At 38.8% G+C, this 25,963-nt stretch carries 22 protein-coding genes, 1 tRNA gene, 1 pseudogene and 1 other annotated feature; of the genes and pseudogenes, 20 read left to right on the top strand and 4 right to left on the bottom strand.

The annotated features are described in order from the left end of the window. Window positions 1-232 precede the first annotated feature (232 nt). The 10 genes from secG to FYJ52_RS05480 all read left to right on the top strand — a co-directional run bounded on the left by secG (window position 233) and on the right by FYJ52_RS05480 (window position 14,549). Window positions 233-469: a preprotein translocase subunit SecG gene (secG, locus tag FYJ52_RS05435; protein ID WP_205960775.1), complete on the top strand. Its 237-nt coding sequence runs from the start codon at window positions 233-235 to the stop codon at window positions 467-469. A gap of 72 nt (window positions 470-541) precedes the next feature. Next, window positions 542-1,870, top strand: a complete 1,329-nt coding sequence (locus FYJ52_RS05440; RefSeq protein ID WP_154576223.1) for a replication-associated recombination protein A — start codon at window positions 542-544, stop codon at window positions 1,868-1,870. Between the two features lie 15 nt (window positions 1,871-1,885). Beyond that, the gene (locus FYJ52_RS05445; protein WP_154576224.1) at window positions 1,886-4,813 is read left to right on the top strand and encodes an insulinase family protein; all 2,928 of its coding nucleotides are present in this window, start codon (window positions 1,886-1,888) and stop codon (window positions 4,811-4,813) included. After that, window positions 4,788-6,185 (top strand): D-alanyl-D-alanine carboxypeptidase family protein, encoded by a 1,398-nt coding sequence (locus FYJ52_RS05450; protein WP_205960776.1) that lies wholly within the window; start codon window positions 4,788-4,790, stop codon window positions 6,183-6,185. The genes FYJ52_RS05445 and FYJ52_RS05450 overlap by 26 nt, the downstream gene beginning before the upstream one ends. After that, window positions 6,182-8,563, top strand: coding sequence for a U32 family peptidase (locus tag FYJ52_RS05455; RefSeq protein ID WP_154576226.1), 2,382 nt, complete (start codon window positions 6,182-6,184; stop codon window positions 8,561-8,563). Before FYJ52_RS05450 ends, FYJ52_RS05455 begins: the two co-directional genes overlap by 4 nt. A 3-nt stretch (window positions 8,564-8,566) precedes the next feature. Next, entirely contained in the window at window positions 8,567-10,945 is a 2,379-nt protein-coding gene (locus FYJ52_RS05460; RefSeq protein WP_154576227.1) for an endonuclease MutS2, read from the top strand. 59 nt (window positions 10,946-11,004) lie between these two features. Then, entirely contained in the window at window positions 11,005-11,418 is a 414-nt protein-coding gene (locus FYJ52_RS05465) for a Fur family transcriptional regulator (protein ID WP_154576228.1), read from the top strand. Window positions 11,419-11,432: 14 nt separating this feature from the next. After that, the gene (locus FYJ52_RS05470) at window positions 11,433-11,927 is read left to right on the top strand and encodes a peptidylprolyl isomerase (RefSeq protein ID WP_154576229.1); all 495 of its coding nucleotides are present in this window, start codon (window positions 11,433-11,435) and stop codon (window positions 11,925-11,927) included. Window positions 11,928-12,026: 99 nt separating this feature from the next. Then, on the top strand, window positions 12,027-13,052 hold the full coding sequence (gene argF / locus FYJ52_RS05475; RefSeq protein WP_328598772.1) for an ornithine carbamoyltransferase: 1,026 nt from the start codon (window positions 12,027-12,029) through the stop codon (window positions 13,050-13,052). A 12-nt stretch (window positions 13,053-13,064) separates the two neighbouring features. Then, window positions 13,065-14,549, top strand: a complete 1,485-nt coding sequence (locus FYJ52_RS05480) for a phosphohexomutase domain-containing protein (protein WP_154576231.1) — start codon at window positions 13,065-13,067, stop codon at window positions 14,547-14,549. Window positions 14,550-14,628: 79 nt separating this feature from the next. Here FYJ52_RS05480 and FYJ52_RS05485 read toward each other — a convergent pair whose 3' ends face one another. Genes FYJ52_RS05485 through FYJ52_RS05500 form a run of 4 tightly spaced genes read right to left on the bottom strand, consistent with a single transcriptional unit; the run spans window position 14,629 to window position 17,649 of the window. Further along, complete coding sequence (locus tag FYJ52_RS05485) at window positions 14,629-15,492, bottom strand: DegV family protein (RefSeq protein ID WP_154576232.1); 864 nt, start codon at window positions 15,490-15,492, stop codon at window positions 14,629-14,631. Window positions 15,493-15,522: 30 nt separating this feature from the next. Beyond that, window positions 15,523-16,818 carry a glutamate-5-semialdehyde dehydrogenase gene (locus FYJ52_RS05490; protein ID WP_328598773.1) on the bottom strand — a complete coding sequence of 432 codons (1,296 nt, stop codon included), beginning with the start codon at window positions 16,816-16,818 and terminating at the stop codon, window positions 15,523-15,525. A 31-nt stretch (window positions 16,819-16,849) separates the two neighbouring features. Beyond that, window positions 16,850-17,011, bottom strand: coding sequence for a hypothetical protein (locus FYJ52_RS05495; RefSeq protein WP_154576234.1), 162 nt, complete (start codon window positions 17,009-17,011; stop codon window positions 16,850-16,852). A 14-nt stretch (window positions 17,012-17,025) separates the two neighbouring features. Then, entirely contained in the window at window positions 17,026-17,649 is a 624-nt protein-coding gene (locus FYJ52_RS05500; protein WP_154576235.1) for a YjbQ family protein, read from the bottom strand. A gap of 77 nt (window positions 17,650-17,726) precedes the next feature. Between FYJ52_RS05500 and FYJ52_RS05505 the strand changes: the two genes are divergently transcribed. From FYJ52_RS05505 to tnpA, 10 genes and pseudogenes are all read left to right on the top strand, one after another. Next, a tRNA-Pro gene (locus FYJ52_RS05505) sits at window positions 17,727-17,803 on the top strand. A gap of 73 nt (window positions 17,804-17,876) precedes the next feature. Beyond that, complete coding sequence (locus tag FYJ52_RS05510; protein ID WP_154576236.1) at window positions 17,877-18,455, top strand: hypothetical protein; 579 nt, start codon at window positions 17,877-17,879, stop codon at window positions 18,453-18,455. Between the two features lie 173 nt (window positions 18,456-18,628). Then, window positions 18,629-19,180 carry a translation initiation factor IF-3 gene (infC, locus tag FYJ52_RS05515; RefSeq protein ID WP_456238973.1) on the top strand — a complete coding sequence of 184 codons (552 nt, stop codon included), beginning with the start codon at window positions 18,629-18,631 and terminating at the stop codon, window positions 19,178-19,180. 31 nt (window positions 19,181-19,211) lie between these two features. Beyond that, a complete protein-coding gene (gene rpmI, locus FYJ52_RS05520) occupies window positions 19,212-19,406 on the top strand; it encodes a 50S ribosomal protein L35 (protein ID WP_154576238.1) in 195 nt (64 codons plus the stop codon). Between the two features lie 34 nt (window positions 19,407-19,440). Then, window positions 19,441-19,794: a 50S ribosomal protein L20 gene (gene rplT / locus FYJ52_RS05525; RefSeq protein ID WP_154576239.1), complete on the top strand. Its 354-nt coding sequence runs from the start codon at window positions 19,441-19,443 to the stop codon at window positions 19,792-19,794. Window positions 19,795-19,824: 30 nt separating this feature from the next. Then, window positions 19,825-20,607, top strand: coding sequence for a TrmH family RNA methyltransferase (locus FYJ52_RS05530; protein ID WP_154576240.1), 783 nt, complete (start codon window positions 19,825-19,827; stop codon window positions 20,605-20,607). Between the two features lie 8 nt (window positions 20,608-20,615). Continuing rightward, window positions 20,616-20,829: a binding site (T-box leader), on the top strand. Between the two features lie 41 nt (window positions 20,830-20,870). Then, window positions 20,871-21,896, top strand: coding sequence for a phenylalanine--tRNA ligase subunit alpha (pheS, locus tag FYJ52_RS05535; protein WP_154576241.1), 1,026 nt, complete (start codon window positions 20,871-20,873; stop codon window positions 21,894-21,896). 12 nt (window positions 21,897-21,908) lie between these two features. Further along, complete coding sequence (gene pheT / locus FYJ52_RS05540; protein ID WP_154576242.1) at window positions 21,909-24,287, top strand: phenylalanine--tRNA ligase subunit beta; 2,379 nt, start codon at window positions 21,909-21,911, stop codon at window positions 24,285-24,287. Beyond that, complete coding sequence (locus FYJ52_RS05545; RefSeq protein WP_154576243.1) at window positions 24,280-25,218, top strand: DNA-processing protein DprA; 939 nt, start codon at window positions 24,280-24,282, stop codon at window positions 25,216-25,218. Before pheT ends, FYJ52_RS05545 begins: the two co-directional genes overlap by 8 nt. A gap of 183 nt (window positions 25,219-25,401) precedes the next feature. Beyond that, window positions 25,402-25,857 (top strand): annotated as a pseudogene (gene tnpA / locus FYJ52_RS05550) (IS200/IS605 family transposase). The last annotated feature ends 106 nt before the right edge of the window (window positions 25,858-25,963 follow it).

A 25,963-nucleotide genomic window follows, 5' to 3' on the forward strand; every position in this document is an offset into this window, starting at 1 on the left:
GCTTACTGAATGCATGGCCTGTTTCTATTATTGCTATTTTACCACGGTTGTATGGCAACAGGTGAAAAATGATTGCGATAATAAACAAAGCCTAGAGCGTTTGCCCTAGACTTTGTCTACAGTCTGAAAGGACCATGTTGTAAAACATGGTCCTTTAATATTTTGTAAATTTCCTGCCTTGGCAACTGGTTATTGTTGTGATAGAATAATACGGATAAAAATATTGGAGGTTATGGATTTGGATACTTTTTTGGTTGCATTAATGATTATATCAAGTTTTGTTGTGATCATCAGTGTATTAATGTCACCAGTTAAGACCCAAGGTCTTGGGGCAATTGAGGGCGGCGCCGAAACGTTATTTGGAAAACATAAAGCACGTGGATTTGATGCCTTTCTTGAAAAAGTGACGATCGTTTCCGCAATTGTATTCATGCTATCAGCTTTTATTTACGCTGTTATTGTTGCATAATTATATTTTAAAGATTCCGGGATCTCATTCCGGATTTTTTTGTTTATATGAACGGAGGTTTGCAATTTCATTATGCAGGCAAGTATTTTCGATATGACTTACGATCGTAATACAGAGCAGAACGAACCATTAGCGGCCCGGATGCGTCCAAAAACTCTTGAAGAATTCTGCGGCCAGGAACAAGTGATCGGGCAAGGCAAAATGCTTAATCGATTAATCCGGACGGACCGTTTAACGTCTGCAATTTTTTACGGACCACCCGGGACAGGCAAAACAACGCTAGCTAATATCATTGCAAACCAAACAAAAGCAGATTTTAAAATATTAAATGCTGTAACTTCTGGAAAGAAGGATATTGAAACTGCTATACAACAGGCAAAAAACAATATTGCGTTATATAACCGAAAAACGATATTATTTATTGACGAAATTCACAGATTTAACAAATCTCAGCAGGATGCCTTACTGCCCAGCGTTGAGAAGGGCGAAATTATTTTAATTGGCGCAACTACCGAGAATCCGTATTTTGAAATTAATTCGGCACTGCTTTCAAGATCGACTGTATTCGAATTTTCTCCGTTAACGGAGAAAGACATCCGCCAGATTATTTTGCGGACAATACAAGATAAGGAAAAGGGATTGGGTGCTTTACATGTTCAAATTACGGATGAGGCCCTTAATCATCTCACACTTATGGCGAACGGTGATGTCCGCAAAGCATTAAACGCATTGGAATTGGCAGTTTTAAGTACGAATAAAAATGCAGATGGAACAATAGAGATTAATTTAGATGTTGCTCAGGAATGCATACAGAAAAAAGCGCTGGACTATGATAAAACAGGGGACAATCATTATGATACTATTTCTGCTTTTATCAAAAGTATTCGGGGATCTGATCCTGATGCAGCATTGTTTTGGATGGCCAAAATGCTTAACGCCGGAGAAGATCCTAAATTTATAGCCAGACGAATGATCATTTCGGCTTCAGAAGATATTGGAAATGCAGAGCCTATGGCTTTGGTGGTCGCAGTTTCTGCTGCACAAGCTTTGGAAATGGTCGGCTTGCCTGAAGCAAAAATTAATTTATCTCAGGCCGTTACTTTTTTAGCATCTGCGCCAAAATCCAATGCTTCAAATATCGGGATTCAGCGTGCAAACCATGCCGTTCGGTATGACTCGAACGGACAAGTCCCGGCGCATCTAAAGGATGCGCATTATCAAGGATCTGCTAAATTAAATAGAGGAACGACTTATAAATTTCCACACGATTATCCGAATCATTATGTTCAGCAACAGTATTTGCCGTCAGATCTTTTAGATGCTGAATTTTACTCGCCAACCTCTATTGGTTATGAAAAGAAAATAAAAGAGAGACTTCAAAAATTGAAGGAGTCCAAATAAAGAACAGGAGAAATCATGGAATATCAAATTGACCAAGTGATCCACGGTTTTAAATTATGCCATAAAGAATATTTAAAAGATATTCAAGGGACAGCTTATTATTTTGAATATCAGAAAACGCATACGCCTTTGTTGTACCTATCTAATCAGGACAATAATAAAGTTTTTCATATTGCATTTCGCACACCCTCAAATAATAGCACAGGCGTCGCGCACATTATCGAGCATTCGGTTTTGGATGGTTCACGAAAATATCCGGTTAAAGAACCTTTTGTTGAGCTTGTTAAAGGCTCCGTTAACACATTTTTGAATGCGATGACTTATCCGGATAAAACCGTGTACCCAGTTGCCAGCACGAATGACAAGGATTTTATGAACCTGATAGACGTCTATTTGGATGCAGTTTTTTATCCGAATATCTACAAAAATAAAAAGATATTTGAACAGGAAGGCTGGCACTATCATCTTGAAAATCCAAACGGTACGATGAACTACAATGGCGTTGTTTATAACGAGATGAAAGGCGTTTATTCTAGTCCAGAAGAAATTTTACAAAATGAATTGTTTAAGCAATTGTATCCGGATTCCATTTATGGAAAAGAATCAGGCGGTTTTCCAGATGATATTCCGGATTTATCCTACGATGAATTTTTGAATTTTCATCGCAAATTTTATCATCCTTCCAATGCTTATATTTATTTATACGGCGATGGCGATATTGAAGCACATTTAAAATACCTTGATGAAGCGTATTTATCTGACTTTGATTTTCAGAAAGTTGATTCGCAAATTAAACTACAGCCGTATTTTTCAAAACCCGTTGAATCTTCGTCATATTATCCACTGTCAGGTGAAACACAGTTGAATAACAAGAACTACTTAACGATTGGATGGGTGCTAAAAGATTTGAAGGATGATTGGTTAGCCTTTGATATTTTGACCAATATTTTGTTGGGCGAAAATTCTTATCCGCTTAAAAAGGCTTTACTTGATTTAAATATTTGTGAAGATATCAGCTATTCCTATACGACTTCAGTGCGGCAGCCCTATTTTGCAATCACCCTTAAAAACATGATGGATGAAACGGAAAATATCGATCGTGTACAAGCGACAATTAGTAATGTTTTGTCTCGTCTTGTGGAAAAGGGCATTGATCAAAAAATGCTGGAAGCAGGTATCAATTCAGCAATTTTTGAAATTAAAGAAAAAGATTTCGGTTCATACCCGCCAGGATTAATGTTTGGTTTAGAGTTAATGGATACTTGGCTGTACGATCAAGATCCACTGAGTCACATGCGAATGGACGATGCTATTAAGCACGTTAAGGCAATGGCTGAAAATGGTGGCTTTGAAAGATTAATCGATAAACAGCTGATTCAGAATCATCATTGTGCCGTTGTGACCTTAAAACCCGATCCGGGCTTGGCATCAAAAAACGCGAAGGCATTATCAGAACGGCTGGAAAAATATCAGTCATCGTTATCAGATGATGAAATTGATGGCATCGTTAAAGATACGAAAGAACTATTAGCCTATCAGAATCGTGAAGATACCCCGGAAAATTTAGCGACCATTCCGAAACTCGAATTATCAGACTTAAACGCCAAGGCGCGGGTACCGCAAATTGCGCGTGGGATGATGGATGATTGTTTTGTTTTATGGCACCCGGCACCAACAGATGGCATCGTTCATCTTAAATTTTATTTTGATATTCGTACAGTAGCACAAGAAGATCTGGCGGTTTTGGGCATACTCAACAAGTTGTTGTTTAATGTCCGGACAGATCGGTATGCTGTTGATGAAATGGATCAAATGATTCAAATCCACACAGGCGGGATATCGACAAATCTTGAAGTGTTAGATGACGTTCAGAGCGAAGGCCAATATCAGGCCTATTTATCCATTGGCGGGAAGGCATTGATTGATCAGATAGATCACTTGCTTGAACTGTTGGTTCAAGGGATGACGGCGTCTCACTTTGACGAAAAAGAAATTATCGAAGCGATTTTACAGGAACATCGTACAAAATTTGAAAATCGTTTTTTGACGTCTGGAAACGTGCTGGCTTCACAGCGGCTGCAATCCTATTATTCACAATCGGCGGCGCTGTATCAGCAATTAGGAGGCATTGATTTTGGACGTAATCTGACTGCAATCTGTCAGGATTACGATATAAATTTTGACGATTTATCAAGAAAACTTTTACGTGTATATCGGCAGGTCATTAATCGGAATCATGTTAAATTATCGATAACTTGTGAGCCAGTTAACCAAAATAAAATCTATCATAAAGTTAAAAGATGCCTTCAGTCCATTGATAATAACGAACAGACGCTTTATTCTTATCATTTTGAAACAGAAAAAAAGAATGAAGGGTTTATGACGTCATCAAAGATCAATTATGTTACCAAAGGGTTTAACATCAAGCGATTAGGTTACGATTATAAAGGTAGTCTTTTTGTCCTTAAAACCATTATGGATATGGGATATTTATGGAATCGCGTTCGCGTCAAAGGCGGCGCATATGGAACGGGCTTTTCAGTTTCAAAAGCTGGAGATTTGATTTTTACATCATATCGCGATCCTCATGTCGCAAATACACTTCAGGTTTACGACGAAGCTGGAAAATATGTGAGTGAAATGCAAATCAGTCAGCGGGAATTAGAAAAAGCCATTATCGGTTCAATTTCAACGAAAGATCATCCACTTTCGCTTGCTATGCAGTCATACGTAGCAGATCGACAGTTTTTAACGCGTCAAACGCCAGAGTGGACTCAAATTGAGCGCGATCAAATTCTCAGCACGACGGTGGATGATCTAAGAAAATGTGGTGAAATTATTGATGCTGCGATGCGTCAAAATGCACTTTGCGTCATTGGAAATGAAGAAAAAATTCGTGAAAATCAGGAACGCTTCAATGAACTTACATTTATTCAAAAATAATCGAAATAAAATATTGGTCTCTATTTGCTGTGTGTTTTTGTCAGTCCTATTTTTAGGCAATTCTGTTTTTGCGGCAATGCCTGCATTTAGCAGCGATGAAGCAGTATGCGCTGCTGATGTGAATACAGGTGATGTCATTGTTGAGCAAAATGCGCACCAGAAAATGTACCCTGCAAGTACGACAAAGACCATGACAGCACTTGTGGCCATGCATTACGTACAGAATAAACTTAATCAAAAAGTTACTGTAGGCGATGAAGTGAATGAAATTAGCGGGGATTCTTCGAAAGCCGACATTCGCAAAGGGGACGTTTTGACGTGGCGGCAGTTGCTTTACGCATTGATGTTACCTTCTGGAAATGATGCGGCTATGACAATTGCTGCGAATGTGGGCCGTCTGGATGCGAAAAATTCAAAATTAAGCGCAGATGCAGCGATTAAACGCTTTGTTTCTTTGATGAATAAAGAAGCAAAAACATTAAAACTAGAAAATTCTCATTTTGTGAATCCTCATGGTTATCACGATGATAACCATTATACAACGGCGGCCGATCTCGTCAAAATTGGCACGCAGCTGATGAAGTACAAAGCAATTGATGAAATTGTAAAGCAGCCTGCATACACTTGTCACCTTAAAAGTGGCGATAAAAAATGGATTAATACCAATGCTTTGATAATCAGCACGAAAGATTTACCCTTAGTTACAGGCTCATCACATGATGGAAAAAAATTCAACCCATACGCTACTGGTGTAAAAACAGGACATACAGATAAAGCAGGACATTGCCTGGTATTTTCTTCTAAGTACAAAAATAAATCGTTGGTCGCTGTTATTCTACATTCAGATAACAATATTTGGTCTCAGGCGAACGGCATTATCAATACATTTGATATTGAGTATTCAAAAGTAAACTGGACAAATAAAGATGGCATTTACAAGACGATTCAACTAAAAAATGTCAGATTCGCTAATTCGAAACATTTAACACTATCCTCAAAAAAACAAGCCTCATCCTATATTGATAAAAATCAAAAGGATCAGTATACAACAACCCTTAAACTCAATCAATCGCTGTTTAAAAAGCATGGCAATACCTACAAGTTGCTTCAAACTGTAAAGGTCAATCAAAAGGTGGGGACTTTACTTGTTCAAAATAACAATAAAACGGTAAAACGTATTTCGTTGTACACGACGAAAACAATTCATCGCCGTGGATTTATCGATTATCTGCTTATGATTTTGATTGTATTGATCGTTGGATTTTTTGTTTTTCGGTATTTTCAGGTTAAACAAATTAAGAAGAGAAGAAGAGCAAGGGCAAAAAAGCGAGCGGACAGTATAAAAAACAACAAGAGACAGGTTAAGAGATGAATAACAAAAGGAACCGACCAGAAATCTTAGCACCGGCTGGCAATGAGGCTGAAGTGATTGCCGCTATTCATGCCGGTGCGGATGCCGTCTATTTTGGCGGCCCTTTTTTTAATGCGCGCTTAAGAGCGGAAAATATTGAAATTGATCATTTCAAACACATTGTGAGGCTGTGCCACCAGTATGATGTGAAAGTGTACATTACAGTCAATACCCTCATAAAAGATGGGGAATGGGCCGATCTTGTCCGCTATATTGAATTATTATATCACGCTGGTGTCGATGGTATGATTGTCCAGGATCCTGGTTTGATTTATTGGATCAGAACGAATTATGCGGAGATAAAGCTTCAAACGAGTACGCAGGCTTCTATTGGCGGTTTAGAAGGCGTAAAATTTTTTGAAAATTTGGGATTTTTACGTGTTGTTTTGCCAAGGGAAATGCCTCTAAAAGAGATCAAGCAAATCCGAGAAGCAACTGACATCGAGTTAAAAGTTTTTATTCATGGTGCGCTATGTTATGCACGTTCAGGTCAGTGTTTAATGAGCAGTTTGATCGGCGGACGAAGTGGCAATCGCGGAATGTGTGCGCAGCCATGCAGAAAGAAATATCGTTTGATCAACGACAAAGGCAAGACCATTCATCAAGGCTATTTGCTTTCGATGAAAGATTTAAATACATCACATCACATCAACGCACTTATTGGTGCTGGTATCGATGCATTTAAGATTGAAGGACGGTTAAAGAGCCCTCAGTACGTTTATCAAGTTACACGAATGTACCGTCAGATCGTGGATAATAACGAGCAGTTCATCTCAACCCAAGAGTTAGACACCGTGTTTGGACGAGATTTTACATCTGGCTGGATGTTTAGCGATAAGAATCATTTGAATACAAATGTTCAGAAAAAACGCGGAGCATATCTTGGAAAAATCGAAAGCATTGAGAAGGGATTGATGAAAATTAAGCTGGATGATTCGATTCAACTCAATCGAGGTGATGGGCTTGCTTTTGGGAAAAATGCATACGTTGGGTGCAACTTGACCTCTTTTTCCCAAAAGGAGCGCAATGTGATAATGGAGCGAATCCCTGGCGTAAAAAAAGGTATGCCGGTTTACCGCAATAAGAACATTGAATTGACAGAAAGCTTAACTTTACAAGCAGAAAAGCCGCTTTTGTTTAATAAAATACCCATCAATATCGACTTGTCCTTTTCAGAAAAAACACCAGTTACCGGTCAGGTGAAAAATATGCAAACAGGACAAATCCAGCGTTTTGTCATAAAAGAGGTGCAACCTGCATTAGCACAAAAACATGTTTTGACCGAGGCAATGGTCAAAGAACAGCTTCAAAAATTAGGTGACACGGATTTTTCGCTTTCAAATTTTTCCGTCAGCTTAAATGGTAATTTGTTTTTATCGCGTTCCGATTTAAATCGTATTAGGCGGAAAATTGTTTCAATTATTGATCCACTGATCAATGAAAAAACCGTTAAGAAAAATATGCAACGCCTTTGTTTAGAACTTAAAACGAAACACCATCAAGTCAGCGTTCATCAGATCCCTAAAATATCACTTAGATTGTGGCGCTGTGACCAATACGAAAAATATGCAGATATACCAGTGGATGAATGGGCGATACCTTTGGAAAATTTGTCAGAATTGGCGTATATTCAGGAAATTAGTCTTGAGATTCACAAAAAAGGTCAGAAATTGAGATTGATTTTACCAGAAATTATCAATACACAAAAAGGTATCGCGTTAGATAAAAACTTCGAAATCATTGATCATGGAGAGATTGATGGATATTTAGTACGCAACTACGAGGGGGTAGAGCTCTGCCGTCGTCATGGGACAAAACATTCGATTGAGGCAGATACAAATCTGCAAATTTTTAATGCGATTTCTACTACGGCGTTTAAATCTTGGGGCTGTGACCGCTGCGCAGCATCTTGCGAATTAGACGGCAAATCTCTCCAACAATTGAATGATAAGACCGCTTTGCCATTGACACTTAACGTTTATGGTTTTCAAGAAGTTATGGTATCGGATAATTGCATAATCAATTGTTCAAAAAAGGATTGTACGTCATGCGCTAATAACGGATATTATCAATTAGTCGATGAAAAAGGTGCTTCCTTTCCACTTGTCCTTCAAAATAAAGAAGTTCATATTTTTAATGCAGACAAATTATGCTTGACGCTCAAGGAATTAAAAGACTTGGATTGTGTTGATGTCTATAGGATCAACGTCTTAAATGAAGAGCCAAATGAAATTGCGGCGGCGGTAGCCTTTTACCGACATCCAAGTACAACAACGGATTATTTACAAAATAGTCAATATCGTTTGACGACGGGAAATTTTCACAGGGGAATACAATAGTCGATGAATGAAAAATGTATCAATGTTTTAGAATATCCTAAAATTTTAAATCAGCTGGCGGATTGCTGTGTCACGGAAGCGGGTAAGGCATTTGCTTTACAATTAGAACCGCTGACTCAGTTTGACGACATTACTAAAGCACTTGATGAAACAGAAGAAGCAGTTAATATGTCGCTTAGAAATGGTCGGCCTCCGCTTACCCGAACCAACAACATTTTGCATATACTGCAGTTGGCAGAAATCGGATCTGTATTGGATATGAGCTCACTGCTCGAGATCGCTTCAACACTTCGTCTTACAAAAGATTTGATCGATTATTACGATAAAGATATTGAAAAGCAGAGCCTGCACCAATTAGTGCCATTCTTCGAAGCTCTTGATGATTGCTTAGATTTAGAAAGAGAAATCTCAAAAAAAATTATCGGTCCTAATGAAATGGCCGATAATGCAACACCAAAATTGGCCAGCATTCGTCGCGAAATCATTGCCAAAAACAATCAGATATCTGATAAATTAAACCGCATTGTGACGTCTTCTAGTTATGAAAGCATCTTGCAGGATCGGTTAGTTACGGTTCGGGATAATCGTTATGTTATTCCAGTCAAGCAGGAGTATCGCAATCGCATCCCAGGAATTGTTTTGGACAAATCGTCAACGGGCTCTACCGTTTTCATCGAGCCGCTGTCCGTTATTAATTTAAACAATGATCTTAAATTATTAAGAGCAGAAGAAGAAAAAGAGATCTTTGCGATTTTGGAAAATTTAACGGGAAAAGTTGGTGCCTACCACGCTGTTATTGAACGTGATTTTAATATGATCTCAAGATTAGATTTCACTTTTGCGAAGGCGGGATATGCCTTATCAAGTGGCAGTGTGCGTGTAAAAATTAATCCTGGCGGCGCGATTTCCTTATTCAATGCGAAACATCCTCTTTTAGATCCGAAGAAGGCTGTAGCGAGTGATATTGTATTTCGACCGGATATTAAGGTCGTTGTCATTACTGGCCCCAACACAGGCGGCAAAACGGTTACACTCAAAACGATTGGGTTATTGACACTTATGATCCAATCCGGTCTGTTTGTACCCGTTAAAGAAGGCAGTTCTACTGGTATTTTTCAAAACGTTTTTGCAGATATCGGGGATGAGCAGAGCATTGAACAATCTCTTTCGACTTTTTCAGCACATATGCAAAACATTGTTTATTTTATGGCACAGGCTAAAAAAGGTGATCTTGTTCTTTTTGATGAACTTGGCGCAGGAACGGATCCAACAGAAGGTGCGGCCCTAGCCATTGCTCTGTTGAATGAACTATTTAGGCGAGATATTGTTACAGTCGCAACGACGCATTATTCTGAACTCAAAGAATATGCGTTAACGACGCCGGGAATCATCAATGCATCTGTAGAATTTGATGTTAAAACTTTAAAACCAACATACCGCCTGATTATTGGCATTCCAGGAAAATCTAACGCTTTTGAAATAGCGAAGCGATTGGGATTGAATGATCAGATCATTTCTGAAGCGAGACATTTCATTAATTCGGGTTCCGTTAGATTTGAAAAGACATTAGATCTAATCGATGAAAAGAGAAAAGAAATGGAAGCAGCGCTGCAAAAAGCTGAACAAAAAGAACGGACAGCCGAAGAAAAAATAAGAAGTGCTGAAGAAAAAGCAAGTGATGTATATCAAAAGAGGGACGCAATTATAAGACAGGCCCATCAAGAAGCGGAGTCTATCGTTGAAAGAACAAAAGCTCAGTCTGAATCGATTTATCAGGAAATTCGAGCGATTCAGGAAAACACGATGGCATCGATTGATAATAAGAAATTAGAGTCGCTTCGAAAAGAAATTAATCGTCAGGCTCAGTTATCAAAGAAGCAAATTCAAAAAGATCAGCAGAAAAATTACAAAAAGAAAAAAGCAAATCTTCGAACATTAAGTAAAGGCGATGTTGTTTTTGTTGATAGCTTAAAAAAAGAAGGAGAAATCCTCGAAATAAAACCGGATGAAAAGAAAGCAATGGTTCAAATTGGCCCAATGAAACTCCAGGTTAAAACAAGCCAGCTTTCACAAATTCAACATTATGAGAAGAAAAATGAAAGAAAGCATAAAAAAATTAATTCAGCTGATTGTCATAAGATGAGCAACAGACTAGACCTAAGAGGGATGACGGGAGACGAAGCAAGATATGCTGTTGAGAAATTTCTTTCAGATGCAGTCGTATCGAACACAAATCATTTAACGATTATTCACGGCAAGGGAACTGGTGTCTTACAAAAAGTAGTACAGAATTATCTCAAACACACGTCTATTGTCAAGTCTTTTCGCTTTGGCAATCCTTCGGAAGGGGGAACAGGTGCAACTATTGTTGAGCTAAAATAATAAATATTTAAGCAATCTTTATTAAAATAAAATGCATTAAAGAAAAAAGAGGAGTGTATATGGAAAAACGGGATTTCAATCAAGAAGATGTTGCCAGACGAATTCGCAAATCGGGATTACGTGCGACGTTCCAGCGCACGATATTGCTTAAAATTATTCTTGATTCAAACCGTCATCCCACGGCAGAAATGCTCATGAGAAAAGTTAACGAACAAGGTTTGCATTTATCGATGGGAACCATATACAATACGTTAGACCGTTTTGAAGAGCATGGCTTAATTACACGCGTACATGATGAAAATGATGTAATGAGATACGATGGCAATACGGATTTTCACATTCATTTGGTTGATCACGATCACATTGATGATCTGTTTGATGCGGAATTGGAAAATGTGATTCGGAAAAGATTGTCAAATAAGTTGCCAGATAATATGCAAAATGCGAAAATAGAAGTAACTTTGTATAAATAATTAGAGGAGAAAATATGAGCGAATTAATTCATATTAAAATTGAAATGGAAAATGGTGGTACAATCCGAGCAGAGTTGTATCCGGAAATTGCGCCAGTTACGGTTGAAAATTTCGTAAAATTGGTTAAAGATCAATTTTATGATGGCCTGATTTTCCATCGCGTTATTCCAGGATTTATGATCCAGGGTGGTGACCCAGAGGGAAATGGAATGGGCGGACCGGGATATGGCATTAAAGGCGAGTTTTTATCTAATGGATTTAAAAACGATTTAAAACACACACGCGGCGTGTTATCCATGGCGAGAGCAATGGATCCGAATTCTGCTGGATCGCAATTTTTTATCATGGTTGCCGATGCGCCGCATTTAGATGGCGACTATGCTGGTTTTGGAAAAGTTACTGAGGGAATGGATGTTGTCGATCAGATTGTCTCTGCTGAAAGAGACATGTGGGATAAACCTTTGGAAGATCAAAAAATCGCAACCATTCGAATCGAAGAAGCTGAGTAATTTTAGACCGAAGGATGAAAATCCTTCGGTTTTTTAGTTGAATCGACAGTATATTTTAGATAAAATGAAAATAGTCTAAAAACTATAGAATGTGAGGCAATATCATTGAATCTCTATCATAGAAATTTTTTAACTTTGCGTGATTTTTCACCAGATGAAATTACATTTTTAATTGATTATGCGGCGGCGCTAAAAGAAAAAAAACGGAAGGGCATTCGAGGACATTTATTGGAAGGCAAAAATATTGTCAGTATTTTTGAAAAAACCTCAACTAGAACGCGGTGCTCCTTTGAAGTAGGCGCGTTCGATGAAGGCGCCAATGTGACTTATTTGACCAATAGCCAAATGGGGAAAAAGGAGTCGATTGAAGATACGGCGAAAGTATTAGGACGTTTTTATGACGGCATTGCATTTAGAGGATTCTCACAAGATACAGTTGAAGCATTGGCTGAATTTTCTGGTGTTCCGGTGTGGAACGGTCTGACAGATACATACCATCCAACACAAATTTTAGCGGATATGTTGACAATTAGGGAAAACTTTGGCGAATTATCAGGGAAGAAACTTGTTTTTGTTGGTGATGCTCGAAATAATATGGGAAATTCGCTGATGATTGGCTGTGCAAAATTAGGCATGCACTTTGTAGCTTTAGCCCCTAAAACGCTGTTTCCTGACGAAGAATTAGTTGCTTCCATGGAAAAGGTAGCTGAGGAAACAAAAGGCTCGATCACGCTAACGGATAATATTGATGAGGCTGTTCAAAATGCGGATGTGATTTATACGGACGTATGGGTATCAATGGGTGAAGAAGCGAAAACGGCAGAACGCATTGCTTTATTAAAAGATTACCAAGTTAATGAAGAAATGATCAATAAAACCAATAATCCGAATACGATCTTTCTGCATTGTTTGCCGGCCTTTCACGATTTAAATACGAAGGTTGCTAAAGAAGTTCATGAAAAATATGGCTTGACGGAAATGGAAGTAAGTGATCAGGTTTTCAGAGCACCGTACTCAAAAGTATTTAATGAAGCTGAAAATCGTATGCACGCCATTAAGGCTGTTATGTGTGCGACTTTGGCAGAAAACAAAGTAGACGACAAGGGAAAGCCGATCGTTGAATAGAGAGGAATTGAGATGATATTAAGAGGAATCGTTGAGCTCCAGAATGGAACAGATGTACGTGGTGTTGCGGCTAAAGGTGTTCCGGGAGAAGAAATTAATTTAGACGACAATAAGACGATGAAAATCGTCTATACCTTTGCGGAACGAATTAAAAAACAAACCGGTAAGCAACATATTAAATTAGCAATTGGGAGAGACAGCCGCGTCTCCGGCGAATTTTTGGCACAGGCAGCTTGTGTGGGTGCAGTTTGTTCAGGTGCGGTTGTGTACGACTGTGGATTGGCGACAACGCCCGCAATGTTTATGACGACGGTAGATCCGTATTTAAAATGCGACGGCGCTGTAATGATTACGGCCAGCCATCTGCCAGCAAATCGCAATGGTATTAAATTCTTTACACGGCGCGGCGGAATTGAAAAGAACGAATTGACAAGTTTATTAAAAGAAGCAGAAGAAATAGAAACTTCTTTTTTGGGCGGCAAACGCATTCCATCTGATTTTTTAAAGGCTTATGCGGCAAATATTGTTGGCATTATTCGCTCTGAAACGAAAGAAATCAAACCGCTTGAAGGACTTCACATCGTTGTAGATGCTGGTAATGGCGCTGGTGGTTTTTTCGTTGACGATGTTTTAAAACCATTGGGCGCAGAAACAAAGGGATCTCAATTTTTAAATCCAGACGGTCATTTCCCGAATCATATTCCAAATCCGGAAAATGCAGAAGCAATGGCTTCGGCGGTTAAAATGGTTCATAACAGTCACGCAGATATGGGCATTATCTTTGATACAGATGTGGATCGCAGTGCTATCATCGACGAAAAGGGAGACCCCATTAATCGCAATGCGTTTATTGCTTTTATTTCTAAGATTGTTCTCAAAAAATATCCTAATTCAACGATCGTGACAGACTCAGTTACCTCTACAGGATTGACCAAATTCATTGAGCAACATGGCGGTCACCATCTTCGCTTTAAAAGAGGATATCGAAATGTCATTAACGAAGCCATTCGATTGAATAAGTCCGGTGAACCCGCATATTTGGCTATGGAAACGAGCGGACACGGGGCACTGAAAGACAATTATTTTTTAGATGACGGTGCTTATCTGGCGACACTGGCATTGATCGAACTGTACCACCTGAAAAAAGAAGGCAAAACGCTATCAACTTTTGTCGATGATTTAGAAGAACCAGCGGAATCATTAGAGGTGCGTTATCATATTAACAGTGATCACTTTAGAAAACTTGGAGAGAAGATATTAGAGGACTTTAAGGCTTTCGCTGAAGATCAGGAAGGCTGGACACTGGTTCAGCCCAATTATGAAGGGGTTCGAATCGCATGTGATGCAGACCACGGAAACGGATGGGTTCTGATGCGACTAAGTCTTCATGAGCCTAAGATGCCGACAAATATTGAATCAGATACGATTGGAGGGTGTCAGATTATTTTGGAAAAGGTTGATGCGTTTTTGAAGAAATACAACGAAATAGAAAAATAAAATTTGCTTTCACAAAAAATAATAACGTCAGTAAGTCATTGACCTGCTGACGTTATTTTTATAATAAATAACGATTGATTTAAAAGGCTACAACAATGCCACCTTGGTCAGCATATACTGTTCCAAGGCCGCCTGATTCCAAAATAAGTATATTTTTAAAACGAATTCCCGTTTTCTCCACGGCATCTCTAAGTTTTAACGCTGTTTCTGGCGCGTTAACATGCGTGATAGCGAGATTTTTTGTCTGGGGGCTTTCCGCTTCACTTGCAATAATTTTAGCTAAGGAAAACAAGGCCTTTTTATGCCCACGGCATTTTTCTTTTAATTCAATTTCACCATCAACCCCTTTCATAATAGGGTTGATTTTTAATAATTTACCGACAAGCGCAACAGTATGCTTGATACGTCCATTTTTTACTAAATTATCAAAGGAATTTAAAATAAAGTAAGTTGACATGTGTGTGATATAATCACGGACCATATGAAACAAATCATCGGGCTCAAAGCCACGTTTAAGCATTTCGATAATATAAAGTACTGTTAGATCTTCACCGCTGACGGCAGAGCGCGAGTCAAAAACATATACATTTTCTCCGAATCCTTTTTCTTCTGCCATGGATTTTGCCAGGCAAGCGGAATTATAGGAACCGCTCAGTTTACTAGAAATGGTAACAACAAAATTCACAGCACTTGGATCCATTTCGTCAAAAAAAGATTGGGGCGAAGGACAAGCTGTTTGTACCTTATTTTTTGCCAGATGCATGCGGTCAATTAATTCAGATCGATTGAGACGCTCGTCAACGAGTTCATCGTCGTCGATGTAAATTTTAAAAGGGACGCGTGTCATTGTGATGTGGGGATGATCAGACTGAAGGGCAACTTCGGAACAACTATCCATAATAATCCGAACTGGATAATCAGGCAATGAGTGAGTGACTGTCATAAAAATCTCCTATAGATAATGATGCAATTGTTAAAGGGGACAGTCTTGTTTTAATGGCTGATGTGTGTAGTGGGCGGAGCCATTTACGTAGTCAGAAACAATTTGTCCGTGGCCAATTAATTTATACTTATAAGTGACTAAGCCTTCCAGTCCGACGGGGCCACGAGCGTGTAATTTTCCTGTGGCAATGCCGACTTCTGCTCCAAAACCATATCTAAATCCATCAGCAAAACGCGTTGACGCATTTTGATAGACGCCGGATGAGTCGACTTCTAATAAAAATTTTCGGGCGGTTTCCTCATTTTCAGTAACGATTGCATCCGTGTGTTTGCTGCTATAGTGGTTAATGTGTCGGATAGCTTCGTCGACACTATCAACCATTTTTATTGATACGATGCGATCGAGATATTCAGTATGCCAGTCTGCTTCAGTCGCGGGTTCGCAAGATATAATTTGTTGGATTCGTTCATCTCCGCGAATTGAAATATTCTCTTTCTCAAGAGATTGTTTCAAAGATTGAATGAACGATTTTGGAAGATCGCGGTGCAGCAAAAAAGTTTCGGCGGCATTACAAACGGATACAGACTGTGCTTTAGAATCTACAGCGATGCGAATCGCTTTTTTGAGATCAGCATCTCTATCTATATAAACATGACAAATGCCTTCAGAGTGCCCCATGACAGGAATAGAGGTATGATCCATGATGTATTGAACGAAATGATTAGATCCTCGCGGTATGATTAAATCAATTGTTTCCCGCTGCTTCAGCATTTCATTGACATCGTCGCGAGATTCTAAATTTTGGATCCATCCGGATGGGATACCTGCTTCTTCTGTAGCTTTACGGATCAGCTGATATAAAAATTGATTGGTTTTTAAAGCTTCATGGCCACCTTTAAGCAGGACTGCATTGCCTGATTTTAAACATAAAGAAGAAATTTGGATAAAAGCATCTGGACGAGATTCAAAGATGACGCCAATCACTCCGATGGGACAGGTAACACGGTATAGATCTAACCCGTTGTCTAATTCGGTTGCCATTTGCGTGACACCGACAGGATCAGGCAATGCAATTAAATCTTCAATGCCTTTTATCGCATCCGTAAGCTTTTGAGGACTTAATTTTAAACGTTTGTGCAACGGTGCAGCGAGATGTTCGGCCTCTGCGCGGTCCAAATCTTCTTGATTGACGGCTTGAAGCTGATCAACATTTTCTTTTATATATTTGATGATGTTTTGTAAAGCGCGGTTTCGTGTTTCGACATCGACGGCAGCAAGCGTAAAAGCAGCTTGACTGGCTTTTTTACTTTTTTCCATTATTGAAATTTCATTCATGATAGCTCCCCTTTAATGATGATTAAATATAACTAAACCCGTACATAACAACCATACCGATAACGAGAGCGATAATCAAAATAATTGCTCCGACGCGATGCCAAGGTTTAATGGTTTGATGAACTGGCAGACTACGATCTGTATCGTTTCTTTTTTTCTTTTTTCTATTTTTTGTTTTTGACATTTTTACCTCGAGAACTATTGATTATTTTCTTTTTTCTGTTTCTTTGCCTGTGGCTTCATGTGATCTTTTAAAATAGATTCTCCATTATTATTAAAGTACTCCGGATGTTGCTCACGATATTCGCGGCGCATTTCTTCGATCATTCTCTTTTCTTCTTCGGCAGCTTTACGTTCTTCTTCTATGACTTTTGTATTATAATCTTTTAATAGTTGAGAACCGATGGCTTTTTCGCCAGGCGAAAGGATTGAACCGACGTGTGAGATAAAAATCATGCGATCTTTTTTAGGCCCGCCAAAGTCAGCGGCAAAAATACCTTGGTGAAGTCCAAGAACAAGTGTTCCTTCGTGAACTGTCAAACGCATCGATTGTCCGACCATCGCAGCTTTAATCCCAGGTGTTGACGGTCCAGTGTATTGCATACCGTTGAATCGAGGAAACGCGTGGTCCAAGGCCTTCAAATAATCCTTAATCATATCTTTATTCTTTGGATCCGCGAGAGTGATACCAACGCTGCTTTCTGGTGTTTGCAGTAATACTTCACCGTCACGAATGCGTTCGGATTCGACGTAATCGACAACTTGTGATGTTATATTTGCCATGTCTTCAAATTGTTCTGAAGAAAATTTTATAATTTTCATAAAAACCTCACTAAAAGTACTTGATTTTCTTGTGACCTTATTCTATAATAAACATCGTTGATTTGCAAATCACACATCGGGGTGTGGCTCAGCTTGGTAGAGCGCATGGTTCGGGACCATGAGGCCGGAGGTTCAAATCCTCTCACTCCGACCATTTGATAATTAGCTGCTGAGCATATTAGAAAGCTCAGCAGTTTTTTTGATTTAAAAAGAACAGGAGCAGAGAAATGAAAAGAAGGGCAGTCGTTGGAATTATTGTTATTTTAATTGCAGCGGGCGTTGCAGGCTACGGTTATTGGCGAACGCATCCATCCAGTTTTTCATTCAATTTTTCCGGGACAAAGGGAACCCATTCACCCAGTGTGAAAGTGCCAAGTAATCAATCTGCAAAGAAGGCAACAACTACATCTGACACATCGTCCAGTTCTTTAAACCAAATGAAGGATGACGCAAAAGCATTTTATCAGCTTATCTACAATAAAAACTATGATCAGGCAGAAGCATATATGACATCTGATTTTGCAGAAAGTTTAAAACAGGCGACAGATCAAAATCAAAGTAATGAAGCTTCTGTAGCAAAAGACATTTCATCTTACACAACGGTTGACACCCCTGTTTCGGTGTCAGAACCGATTGTGATTGCTGAGGATTTAGAATATCAGGTGACCCTAAAGTTGTCTGATGATTATGAAGCAAAAGTTGGATTTAGGAAATCTGGAAAGACGTACAAAGTTTTTTCATTTTCTGCCCAAGATCCTAATATGAACAATGGCGGTTATGCAGGGAGCTCGCAGAAAGGGCAATGAACAAAAATAAATTATTACTTGACATCTAATTTAATATTCAGTAGAATCTATATGTAAATTAAAGCAGAGGCAATAAAGCTTCTCACCTTGTGTCACTAAAGGTGAACGGGTTATAATGCAGTAAAGATGCTTTATGTGCAGGTGCTTTAGTTTACCTGCACATTTTTTATTTTATAATATGGGGGTGTATTACAATAGCAAGAGATGTTCAACATGAAATCAATGAAATGATTCGCGATCGTGAAATTAGAGTCATTGATGCTAATGGTGAAATGATTGGAATCATGAAACCGGCCGATGCGCGGAAACTGGCAGAAGAAGCCGGTCTTGACTTAGTTAAAGTATCTCCGCACGCTAAGCCGCCTGTTTGTAAAATTCTGGATTACGGTAAATTCCGATATGAAGAAATCCGTAAACAGAAAGAAGCGAAGAAAAAACAAAAATCGATGACGGTTAAAGAAATTCGAATGTCAGTTCGTGTTGAAGAACATGATATTCAAGTCAAAGCGAGAAATGCTGAAAAATTTCTTCAACAAGGTCACCGTGTTAAATTGACTATTCGATTTAGAGGACGTGAAATGATTTACACCAATCAAGGGCGACAAGTTCTTTTGGATTTTGCAAATCGATTGAAAGATTACGGAACTGTCGCAAAAAGTCCAAAATTAGAAGGTCGAAATATGTCTATCTTTTTGTCCCCAAAAGGCAGTAAAGATAACAAATGAAATTATATATTAAAAAATTAGGAGGACAATCATGCCAAAGATGAAATCACATCGCGGATCTGCGAAACGTTTTAAAGTTAAAAAATCAGGAATTATCAAGAGATCAAAGGCGTATAAAAGCCATATTTTAAATAAAAAATCACCTAAACGTAAAAGAAATCTTAGAAAAGCAGGCTATTTAGTACCAAGCAATGCTAAAAACGTTAAGAAAATGCTGTTAAAGTAAGAATTCATTTTTGATAAACAATTAGGAGGAAAAAATGGCCAGAGTAAAAAAAGGCGTTAATGCTCATAAAAAACATAAAAAAATCTTAAAACTTGCAAAAGGTTATTATGGTGCGAAAAGCAAATTGTACCGTCCGGCGAATGAAGCTGTTATGCGTGCGCTCCGTTCCGCGTACAGCGGACGTAAACAAAAAAAGCGTGATTATCGCAAATTGTGGATTACAAGAATTAATGCAGCTGCACATATGAATGGTTTGAGCTACAGCCGTATGATTCATGGTTTAAAAGTAGCGAACGTCGAAATTGACCGCAAGATTCTTGCAGATCTTGCTATGAACGACGCAGAATCATTTGCGAAATTAGCTGATTTGGCAAAAGAAAACTTATAATTAATTATACTGATTTTCCGAAGGAGTCCAGTGGTTATTCAATCTAAACAAAACCGTAAAATAAAGCAGATTCGAAAACTCTTCACGCATAAGAGAAGAGAGTTAGAAAAATGTTTTGTTTTTGAAGGGAAAAAGCTTTTTGAAGAAGCGCTAAAAAGCGCAGTGCCACTTGAAGGCATACTAGTTGCGCGCCGATTTATGGATGTAAATCGTCACCAACTAGATGCCATTTCATCGGAAGTCTCAATAGAGGTGGTTGAAAACCACATTTATGATCAATTATCACGTCAAAAGAATCCTGAAGGTATTCTTTGTGTTGCGAAATATTTTGATTTCCAAATAGATTTACAACATGCACGTCACCTTTTATTATTAGACGAAATAGCGGATCCGGGAAATTTAGGTACGATTATTCGCACAGCAGATGGCGTTGGCTATGATGGCATCGTTTGTTCAGAAAAAACAGTTGATTTTTATAATGACAAAGTGATACGAGCGACGATGGGATCTTTTTTTCATATTCCAATTTATAAGGCGGATCATTTTGAAGCGTTTCTTCAAGGCTTGAAGCATCAAAATTTCTTTGTTTGCGGAACATCATTAAACGGAAATTCATCTCCGAAATCGCCGATACCACGTCATTCTAAAAGCGCATTAATTTTGGGCAACGAATCCCATGGGATGCGGCCACAGATTGAAACACTCTGTGATTTTTCATGGAAATTACCAATATACGGGAAGGCGGAGTCTCTGAATGTTGCTGTGGCGGCAGGCATTATGATGTACTTGACGGTGATAGGCGATAAGAAGTAAAATAATAATTAATAGCGATGACGAAGCAAATAGCATGAACCACTGTTCTAGAGAGAAGCAATTCACGGCTGGAAAATTGCGGACAAGTTTATGTGAAATTTCACTTTTGAGCTTTTTAGATGAAATTAGTATTCTAAAACGTTTTCTGTTGCGTTAAACAGTTGAGAGATCTTATTGATTTAAGATAAAAAAGGTGGTACCGCGGAAAATTTCGTCCTTGATTTCAAGGACTTTTTTTTATGGTAAAAATTAAGGAGAAAAAAATGAATAGGGATCAGCTTGATCAAATCAAAAACGAATTTAAAGAAAAAATTAGCCATATTGAAAACATAAAAGATTTAGAAGAGCTGCGCGTTCAATTTCTTGGGAAAAAAGGCGTAATTACCCAATTTATGAAAGGAATGGGAAAGCTTTCGAAGGAAGAACGCCCGATTGTTGGTAAAAAAGCTAACGAAGTCAGAAAAGAAATCCAAGATAGTCTGGACCATATTAAGGGTGATATCGAAGCAAAAATATTAGAATCGCGATTGGAACGTGAAAAGATTGATGTAACCTTACCGGGAAAGCCTTGTCAATGTGGGGCGCATCATCCTTTAAATATTGTAACTGAAGAATTGGAAGATATATTTTTGGGAATGGGTTTTTCGATTGTGAGCGGTCCAGAAATAGAATGGGTTAAATATAATTTCGACGATTTAAACATGCCGAAGGATCATTCCTCGAGAGACAAGCAAGAATCTTTCTATTATCAAGATGATATTGTGTTAAGAACGCAAACTTCACCTGTTCAAGTTCGAACAATGCTGTCCCAAAAGCCACCGCTGCGCATTATTTCTCCAGGCCGTGTTTACCGTTCAGATGAAATTGACGCAACGCATTCACCGGTGTTTCATCAGATGGAAGGTTTGGTGATTGACAAGGGAATTGCGATGTCGGATTTAAAAGGTACTATGGATCTTTTTGCTAAGAAACTTTTCGGCAATAAAACGAAAACAAAATTCAGACCACATCAGTTTTATTTTACTGAACCAAGTGCGGAAATGGATGTCACATGTTTTAAATGCGGTGGAGAAGGATGCCCCGTTTGTGATTATTCAGGTTGGGTCGAATTATTAGGCTGTGGTATGGTACATCCGAATGTATTACGTGCTTGTGGTATCGATCCGGAAGAATACAGCGGATTTGCTTTTGGACTTGGGTTAGATCGTATTGCACTAACGAAATATGGCATTTCAGATCTTCGTCTGCTGTTTGAAAATGACGTGCGTTTTCTTTCGCAGTTCAAGTAAAGGAGGAAAAAGATGTTAGCTTCTTTCAATTGGTTAAAAGAGTTTGTGAAAATAGATCAGGATGCGAAAACATTTGGTGATACATTAACAATGGCAGGGACAAAAGTCGAAACGATTACCCCCGTCAATGAGAAAGTCAAGGGCATTGTGACAGGAAAAATCACAAAAATAGAAAATCATCCCAATGCTGATCGATTGCGCGTGTGCACTGTAAAATTTGGCCCAAATAAGGCGCTTCCGATTATTACAAATGCCCAAAACGTATATGAAGGAGCAGTTGTTCCGGTTGCTCTTGACGGTGCAATTATTGATACTGGCACGCAGATCAATGCTTCAGAAATGAGAGGCGTTCGATCTGAAGGGATGATGTGCTCCGTTAAGGAAATGGGATTAGATACTTCTTTATTTAATAAAGACGCAACACAAAATGTCTACATATTCCCAGAAGGAACGGAAAGTGGCCTCGATGTTCGAGAGCTATTTTGGGTTGACGATCAGATCATAGATATTGAATTGACGGCGAATCGGGGAGATTGTCAGTCGATTTACGGAATAGCAAAAGAAGCTTCAGCCGCCTTAGATCAGCCAATCCGGTCTATTGATTTGTACGAATCCGCGGCAAAAGATTCGGAAATAGAAAAATATCTTAAGGTATCAGTTAAAGATCCCAACTGCAAAAGATATACGGCAAAAGTTTTTAAAGTTAATAAAATCGAGCCATCACCAGTATGGATGCAGCGGAAATTATTAAACTCGGGGGTTCGCCCGATCAACAATATTGTCGATGTGACGAACTACGTTATGATCGAATTGGGGCAACCGCTGCACGCATTTGACTACGATCATATCGGGACGAAAGAAATTGTGGTAGATCGCGTCGATGATCCGGCCTTTACAACCCTTGATGGGGAAGAACGGAAAATCGATAATCAAATGATGATGATTACCAATGGTGAAAAACCCATTTCGATTGCTGGCATTATGGGCGGTTTGAATTCTGAGATCACAAATCAGACCCATTACATGGTTTTGGAGTCAGCTTTTTTTGACAAAACAAGCATTCGAACAACATCGAGAAAATTAGGGTTGCGTACAGAAGCATCAGCGCGATATGAAAAAGGTTCGTACGCCGAATTATGTGAAACAGCTTCCTTGCGTGCGGCGTATTTATTGGAAAAAATTGGCGCGTGCACAGCAGTTTCAGGCATGATTGATATTTATCCAAATCCTGAGGAAAACTATCAAATTAAAGTGGATTGTAATTGGATTAACCGATATTTAGGCATTCAGATCAGTGAAGACGAAATTGTTTCGATTCTTAAACGCCTTTTCCTTGGCATTGAGATTTTAGATGATGCGACGCTTTTAATTACCGTTCCGGATGAAAGACAGGATTTGCGAATCCGAGAAGATATTGCTGAAGAAGTCGCGAGAATTTACGGATATGACAAAATACCGAATACGTTAATGAAAGGCAGCACATTAATCGGCCAGAAGACGGCATCTCAGAAATATCAGGAACAGATTGAAAGTTTCTTAATTGGCGCTGGATTTTATCAAACGATGACGACGTCTTTCACTTCACCTAAAATGATTGAAGCTATGCAGCTTGACGGCAGTGAAACTCCGATTAAGATTGTTAATCCATTGGGCGAAGATACGTCCATTATGCGTTTTACTTTGGCTGGCCAGCAATTGGATTTGATTGCGATGAACCACAGTCGCAAGAATCCATCAGGACGCTTCTTTGAAATCGCAGCAACCTATCATGAAAATGCGAATGAAGAAGATTTGCCGATTCAAAAGAACCATTTAGTACTTTCAATGTATAATGATGGAGATTTTTACACCATGAAAGGTGTTTTGGAGGCTTTGCTCCGTAATCAAGATGCGCGTTTTGAAATGGGCGGGCGTGATTTATTCCATCCAGGACGAAAGGCGGTCATCACTATTGATGGCAAACAGATCGGTGATTTTGGGGAAATTCACCCAGTTGTGGCCAAACAATTATCACTTCCTAAACGAGTGTATTTAGCTGAACTGGATTTTGATCAGTTGACAGAATTGAATGCCGATTATACTGTTAAATATAAAAATCTTCCCAAATATCCAGCTTCACAGCGCGATTTGGCTGTTGTTATTGACAAAGACATTCCGGCGATTAAAGTCAGAGATATTATTCACGCACATCGTGGTGATATTATTGAAAGCATTAAACTTTTTGATGTTTATCGGGGAGAACAGATCCCAAAAGATAAGAAGAGCTTAGCTTATTCAATTACCTTCCGTCATTCAGATCGAACCCTAAAAGATAAAGAAATTAACAAAGTAATGGACACGATTGTTTCTGAGCTGCAAACGAAATTAAATGCGCAGTTGAGAGATGAATAATATCGATATTGGATTGTTGGCCATTTCCTGCTTGAAGGGATTTGGCCAACATCGTTTAAGTCGGTTGGTCAAAACAGTAGATAAATATCATCCTCAGCGTTTGTGTTCAACTCAGGATCTAAATTTTTTTGATCTGATTCAAATAGGTATCGAATTCAATCAGTTTTCAGAAATGCTGCCGATTTCTTTTTTTATGGATGGATATCGGAAGGCAGAAGCAATCATTGAGCAGTGTGACAAGGAGAATATCCTCATTGCAACACAATTCTCAAAATCATTTCCAAAACGGCTCAAAATGTCCAATCATTTGAAAGATAACAGTGACGAATGTCCAATCATTTTATATTATTTCGGGGATTTGTCGACTTTGGATCAAAAACAATGCGCTGCTATTATCGGAACACGCCATCCAACGGAATTAGGGTATCAATCAAATGTTATGATTGCAGAAAGGCTTGCAGAAAAAAATGTGACGGTTGTCAGCGGGCTGGCGACGGGGTGCGATCAAGCGGCTCATCTAGGATGTTTGAATGCTGGTGGTAAGACGGCGGCTTTTTTGCCAAGTCCGGTCAGTCAGGTGCTTCCGGTCTCTAACCGAAAACTAGGTGAAAAAATTATAGAAAGTGGGGGATGCCTTCTTTCTGAATACCCGCCTAGTCCGAAGAACTTTTCTGTGCAGAATTATTATTACGTTCAAAGAGATCGACTTCAGGCGATGGCATCGGATGTGGTTATCACTTCGGAATTTAATGAGAATAGCGGAACGGTTCACACATTGCGCTACGCGAAGAAATATCATAGACCCATTTTTGCATTAAAGGATATTGCGAAGTCTGAGCAATTTGCATTGGATTTTCTAAATCAAGAAAAAATTAACATTCGATTATTTGCTGAGACAGATCAGTTAGTGAAAAAATTTGAGAACAAATAAAAAAGCCTTCAAATTTAATGATTTGGAGGCTTTTTATTGTATGGAGAAAACCACGCGTTTGACGCGTGGTTCCGGAAACCTTAAAGGTTTGAACAGAAAAAACCTCCTTAACGTGTTACACTTTGAATGCGGTCTGTCAGCTGCAATCAAAGTAACGAAAAGGAGGGATCATTCATAATGGGAATGAATGATATTAATAGTCTATCGCATTCAAAGTGGAACTGCAAATACCATATCGTGTTTGCACCGAAATATAGACGGCTGGTTTTCTACAAGGAGAAAAAGCGGAGTATTGGCAAGATATTAAGAAAATTATGTGAATGAAAAGGCGTAAAAATAATCAACGCGGAAGTTTGTCCGGATCATATTCATATGCTTGTAGAAATACCACCAAAATATACTGTGTCAAAATTTATGGGATATTTAGAAGGAAAAAGCAGCACAATGTTGTATGAAGCATTTGGAGAATTGAAGTATAAATATCGAAATAGAGAATTCTGGTGTAAAGGGTATTATGTGGATACTGTTGGGAAAAATGAGAAAAGAATCAGTGAATATATATCCAATCAGTTGGAAGAAGATCGATTGGGAGAACAACTGAGAATATCAGGAACAAGTCCATTCAGAAGTAAAAAGTAACAAAAAGGGCAAAGCGACTGACAGATCGTGTTTACACGTTTTACGTGTCCGCTAGGAGCAGAGGGCTTTGCCCGTCGAATGACAACCACGCGTTTGACGCGTGGTT

It is taken from the genome of Pseudoramibacter porci (assembly GCF_009696145.1).
In the GTDB taxonomy this organism is placed as follows: domain Bacteria; phylum Bacillota; class Clostridia; order Eubacteriales; family Eubacteriaceae; genus Pseudoramibacter; species Pseudoramibacter porci.

Bases quoted from the DNA above. Each gene is read 5' to 3' on its own strand.
- FYJ52_RS05460 (WP_154576227.1), top strand. From the start codon at position 8,567: ATGAATGAAAAATGTATCAATGTTTTAGAATATCCTAAAATTTTAAAT.
- FYJ52_RS05500 (WP_154576235.1), bottom strand. From the start codon at position 17,649: ATGAAAATTATAAAATTTTCTTCAGAACAATTTGAAGACATGGCAAAT.
- FYJ52_RS05450 (WP_205960776.1), top strand. From the start codon at position 4,788: ATGAACTTACATTTATTCAAAAATAATCGAAATAAAATATTGGTCTCT.
- pheS (WP_154576241.1), top strand. From the start codon at position 20,871: ATGAATAGGGATCAGCTTGATCAAATCAAAAACGAATTTAAAGAAAAA.
- FYJ52_RS05510 (WP_154576236.1), top strand. From the start codon at position 17,877: ATGAAAAGAAGGGCAGTCGTTGGAATTATTGTTATTTTAATTGCAGCG.
- FYJ52_RS05440 (WP_154576223.1), top strand. From the start codon at position 542: ATGCAGGCAAGTATTTTCGATATGACTTACGATCGTAATACAGAGCAG.
- FYJ52_RS05480 (WP_154576231.1), top strand. From the start codon at position 13,065: ATGATATTAAGAGGAATCGTTGAGCTCCAGAATGGAACAGATGTACGT.
- rpmI (WP_154576238.1), top strand. From the start codon at position 19,212: ATGCCAAAGATGAAATCACATCGCGGATCTGCGAAACGTTTTAAAGTT.
- FYJ52_RS05545 (WP_154576243.1), top strand. From the start codon at position 24,280: ATGAATAATATCGATATTGGATTGTTGGCCATTTCCTGCTTGAAGGGA.
- FYJ52_RS05485 (WP_154576232.1), bottom strand. From the start codon at position 15,492: ATGACAGTCACTCACTCATTGCCTGATTATCCAGTTCGGATTATTATG.
- FYJ52_RS05455 (WP_154576226.1), top strand. From the start codon at position 6,182: ATGAATAACAAAAGGAACCGACCAGAAATCTTAGCACCGGCTGGCAAT.
- rplT (WP_154576239.1), top strand. From the start codon at position 19,441: ATGGCCAGAGTAAAAAAAGGCGTTAATGCTCATAAAAAACATAAAAAA.
- FYJ52_RS05465 (WP_154576228.1), top strand. From the start codon at position 11,005: ATGGAAAAACGGGATTTCAATCAAGAAGATGTTGCCAGACGAATTCGC.
- FYJ52_RS05470 (WP_154576229.1), top strand. From the start codon at position 11,433: ATGAGCGAATTAATTCATATTAAAATTGAAATGGAAAATGGTGGTACA.
- FYJ52_RS05495 (WP_154576234.1), bottom strand. From the start codon at position 17,011: ATGTCAAAAACAAAAAATAGAAAAAAGAAAAAAAGAAACGATACAGAT.
- secG (WP_205960775.1), top strand. From the start codon at position 233: ATGGATTTGGATACTTTTTTGGTTGCATTAATGATTATATCAAGTTTT.
- pheT (WP_154576242.1), top strand. From the start codon at position 21,909: ATGTTAGCTTCTTTCAATTGGTTAAAAGAGTTTGTGAAAATAGATCAG.
- FYJ52_RS05445 (WP_154576224.1), top strand. From the start codon at position 1,886: ATGGAATATCAAATTGACCAAGTGATCCACGGTTTTAAATTATGCCAT.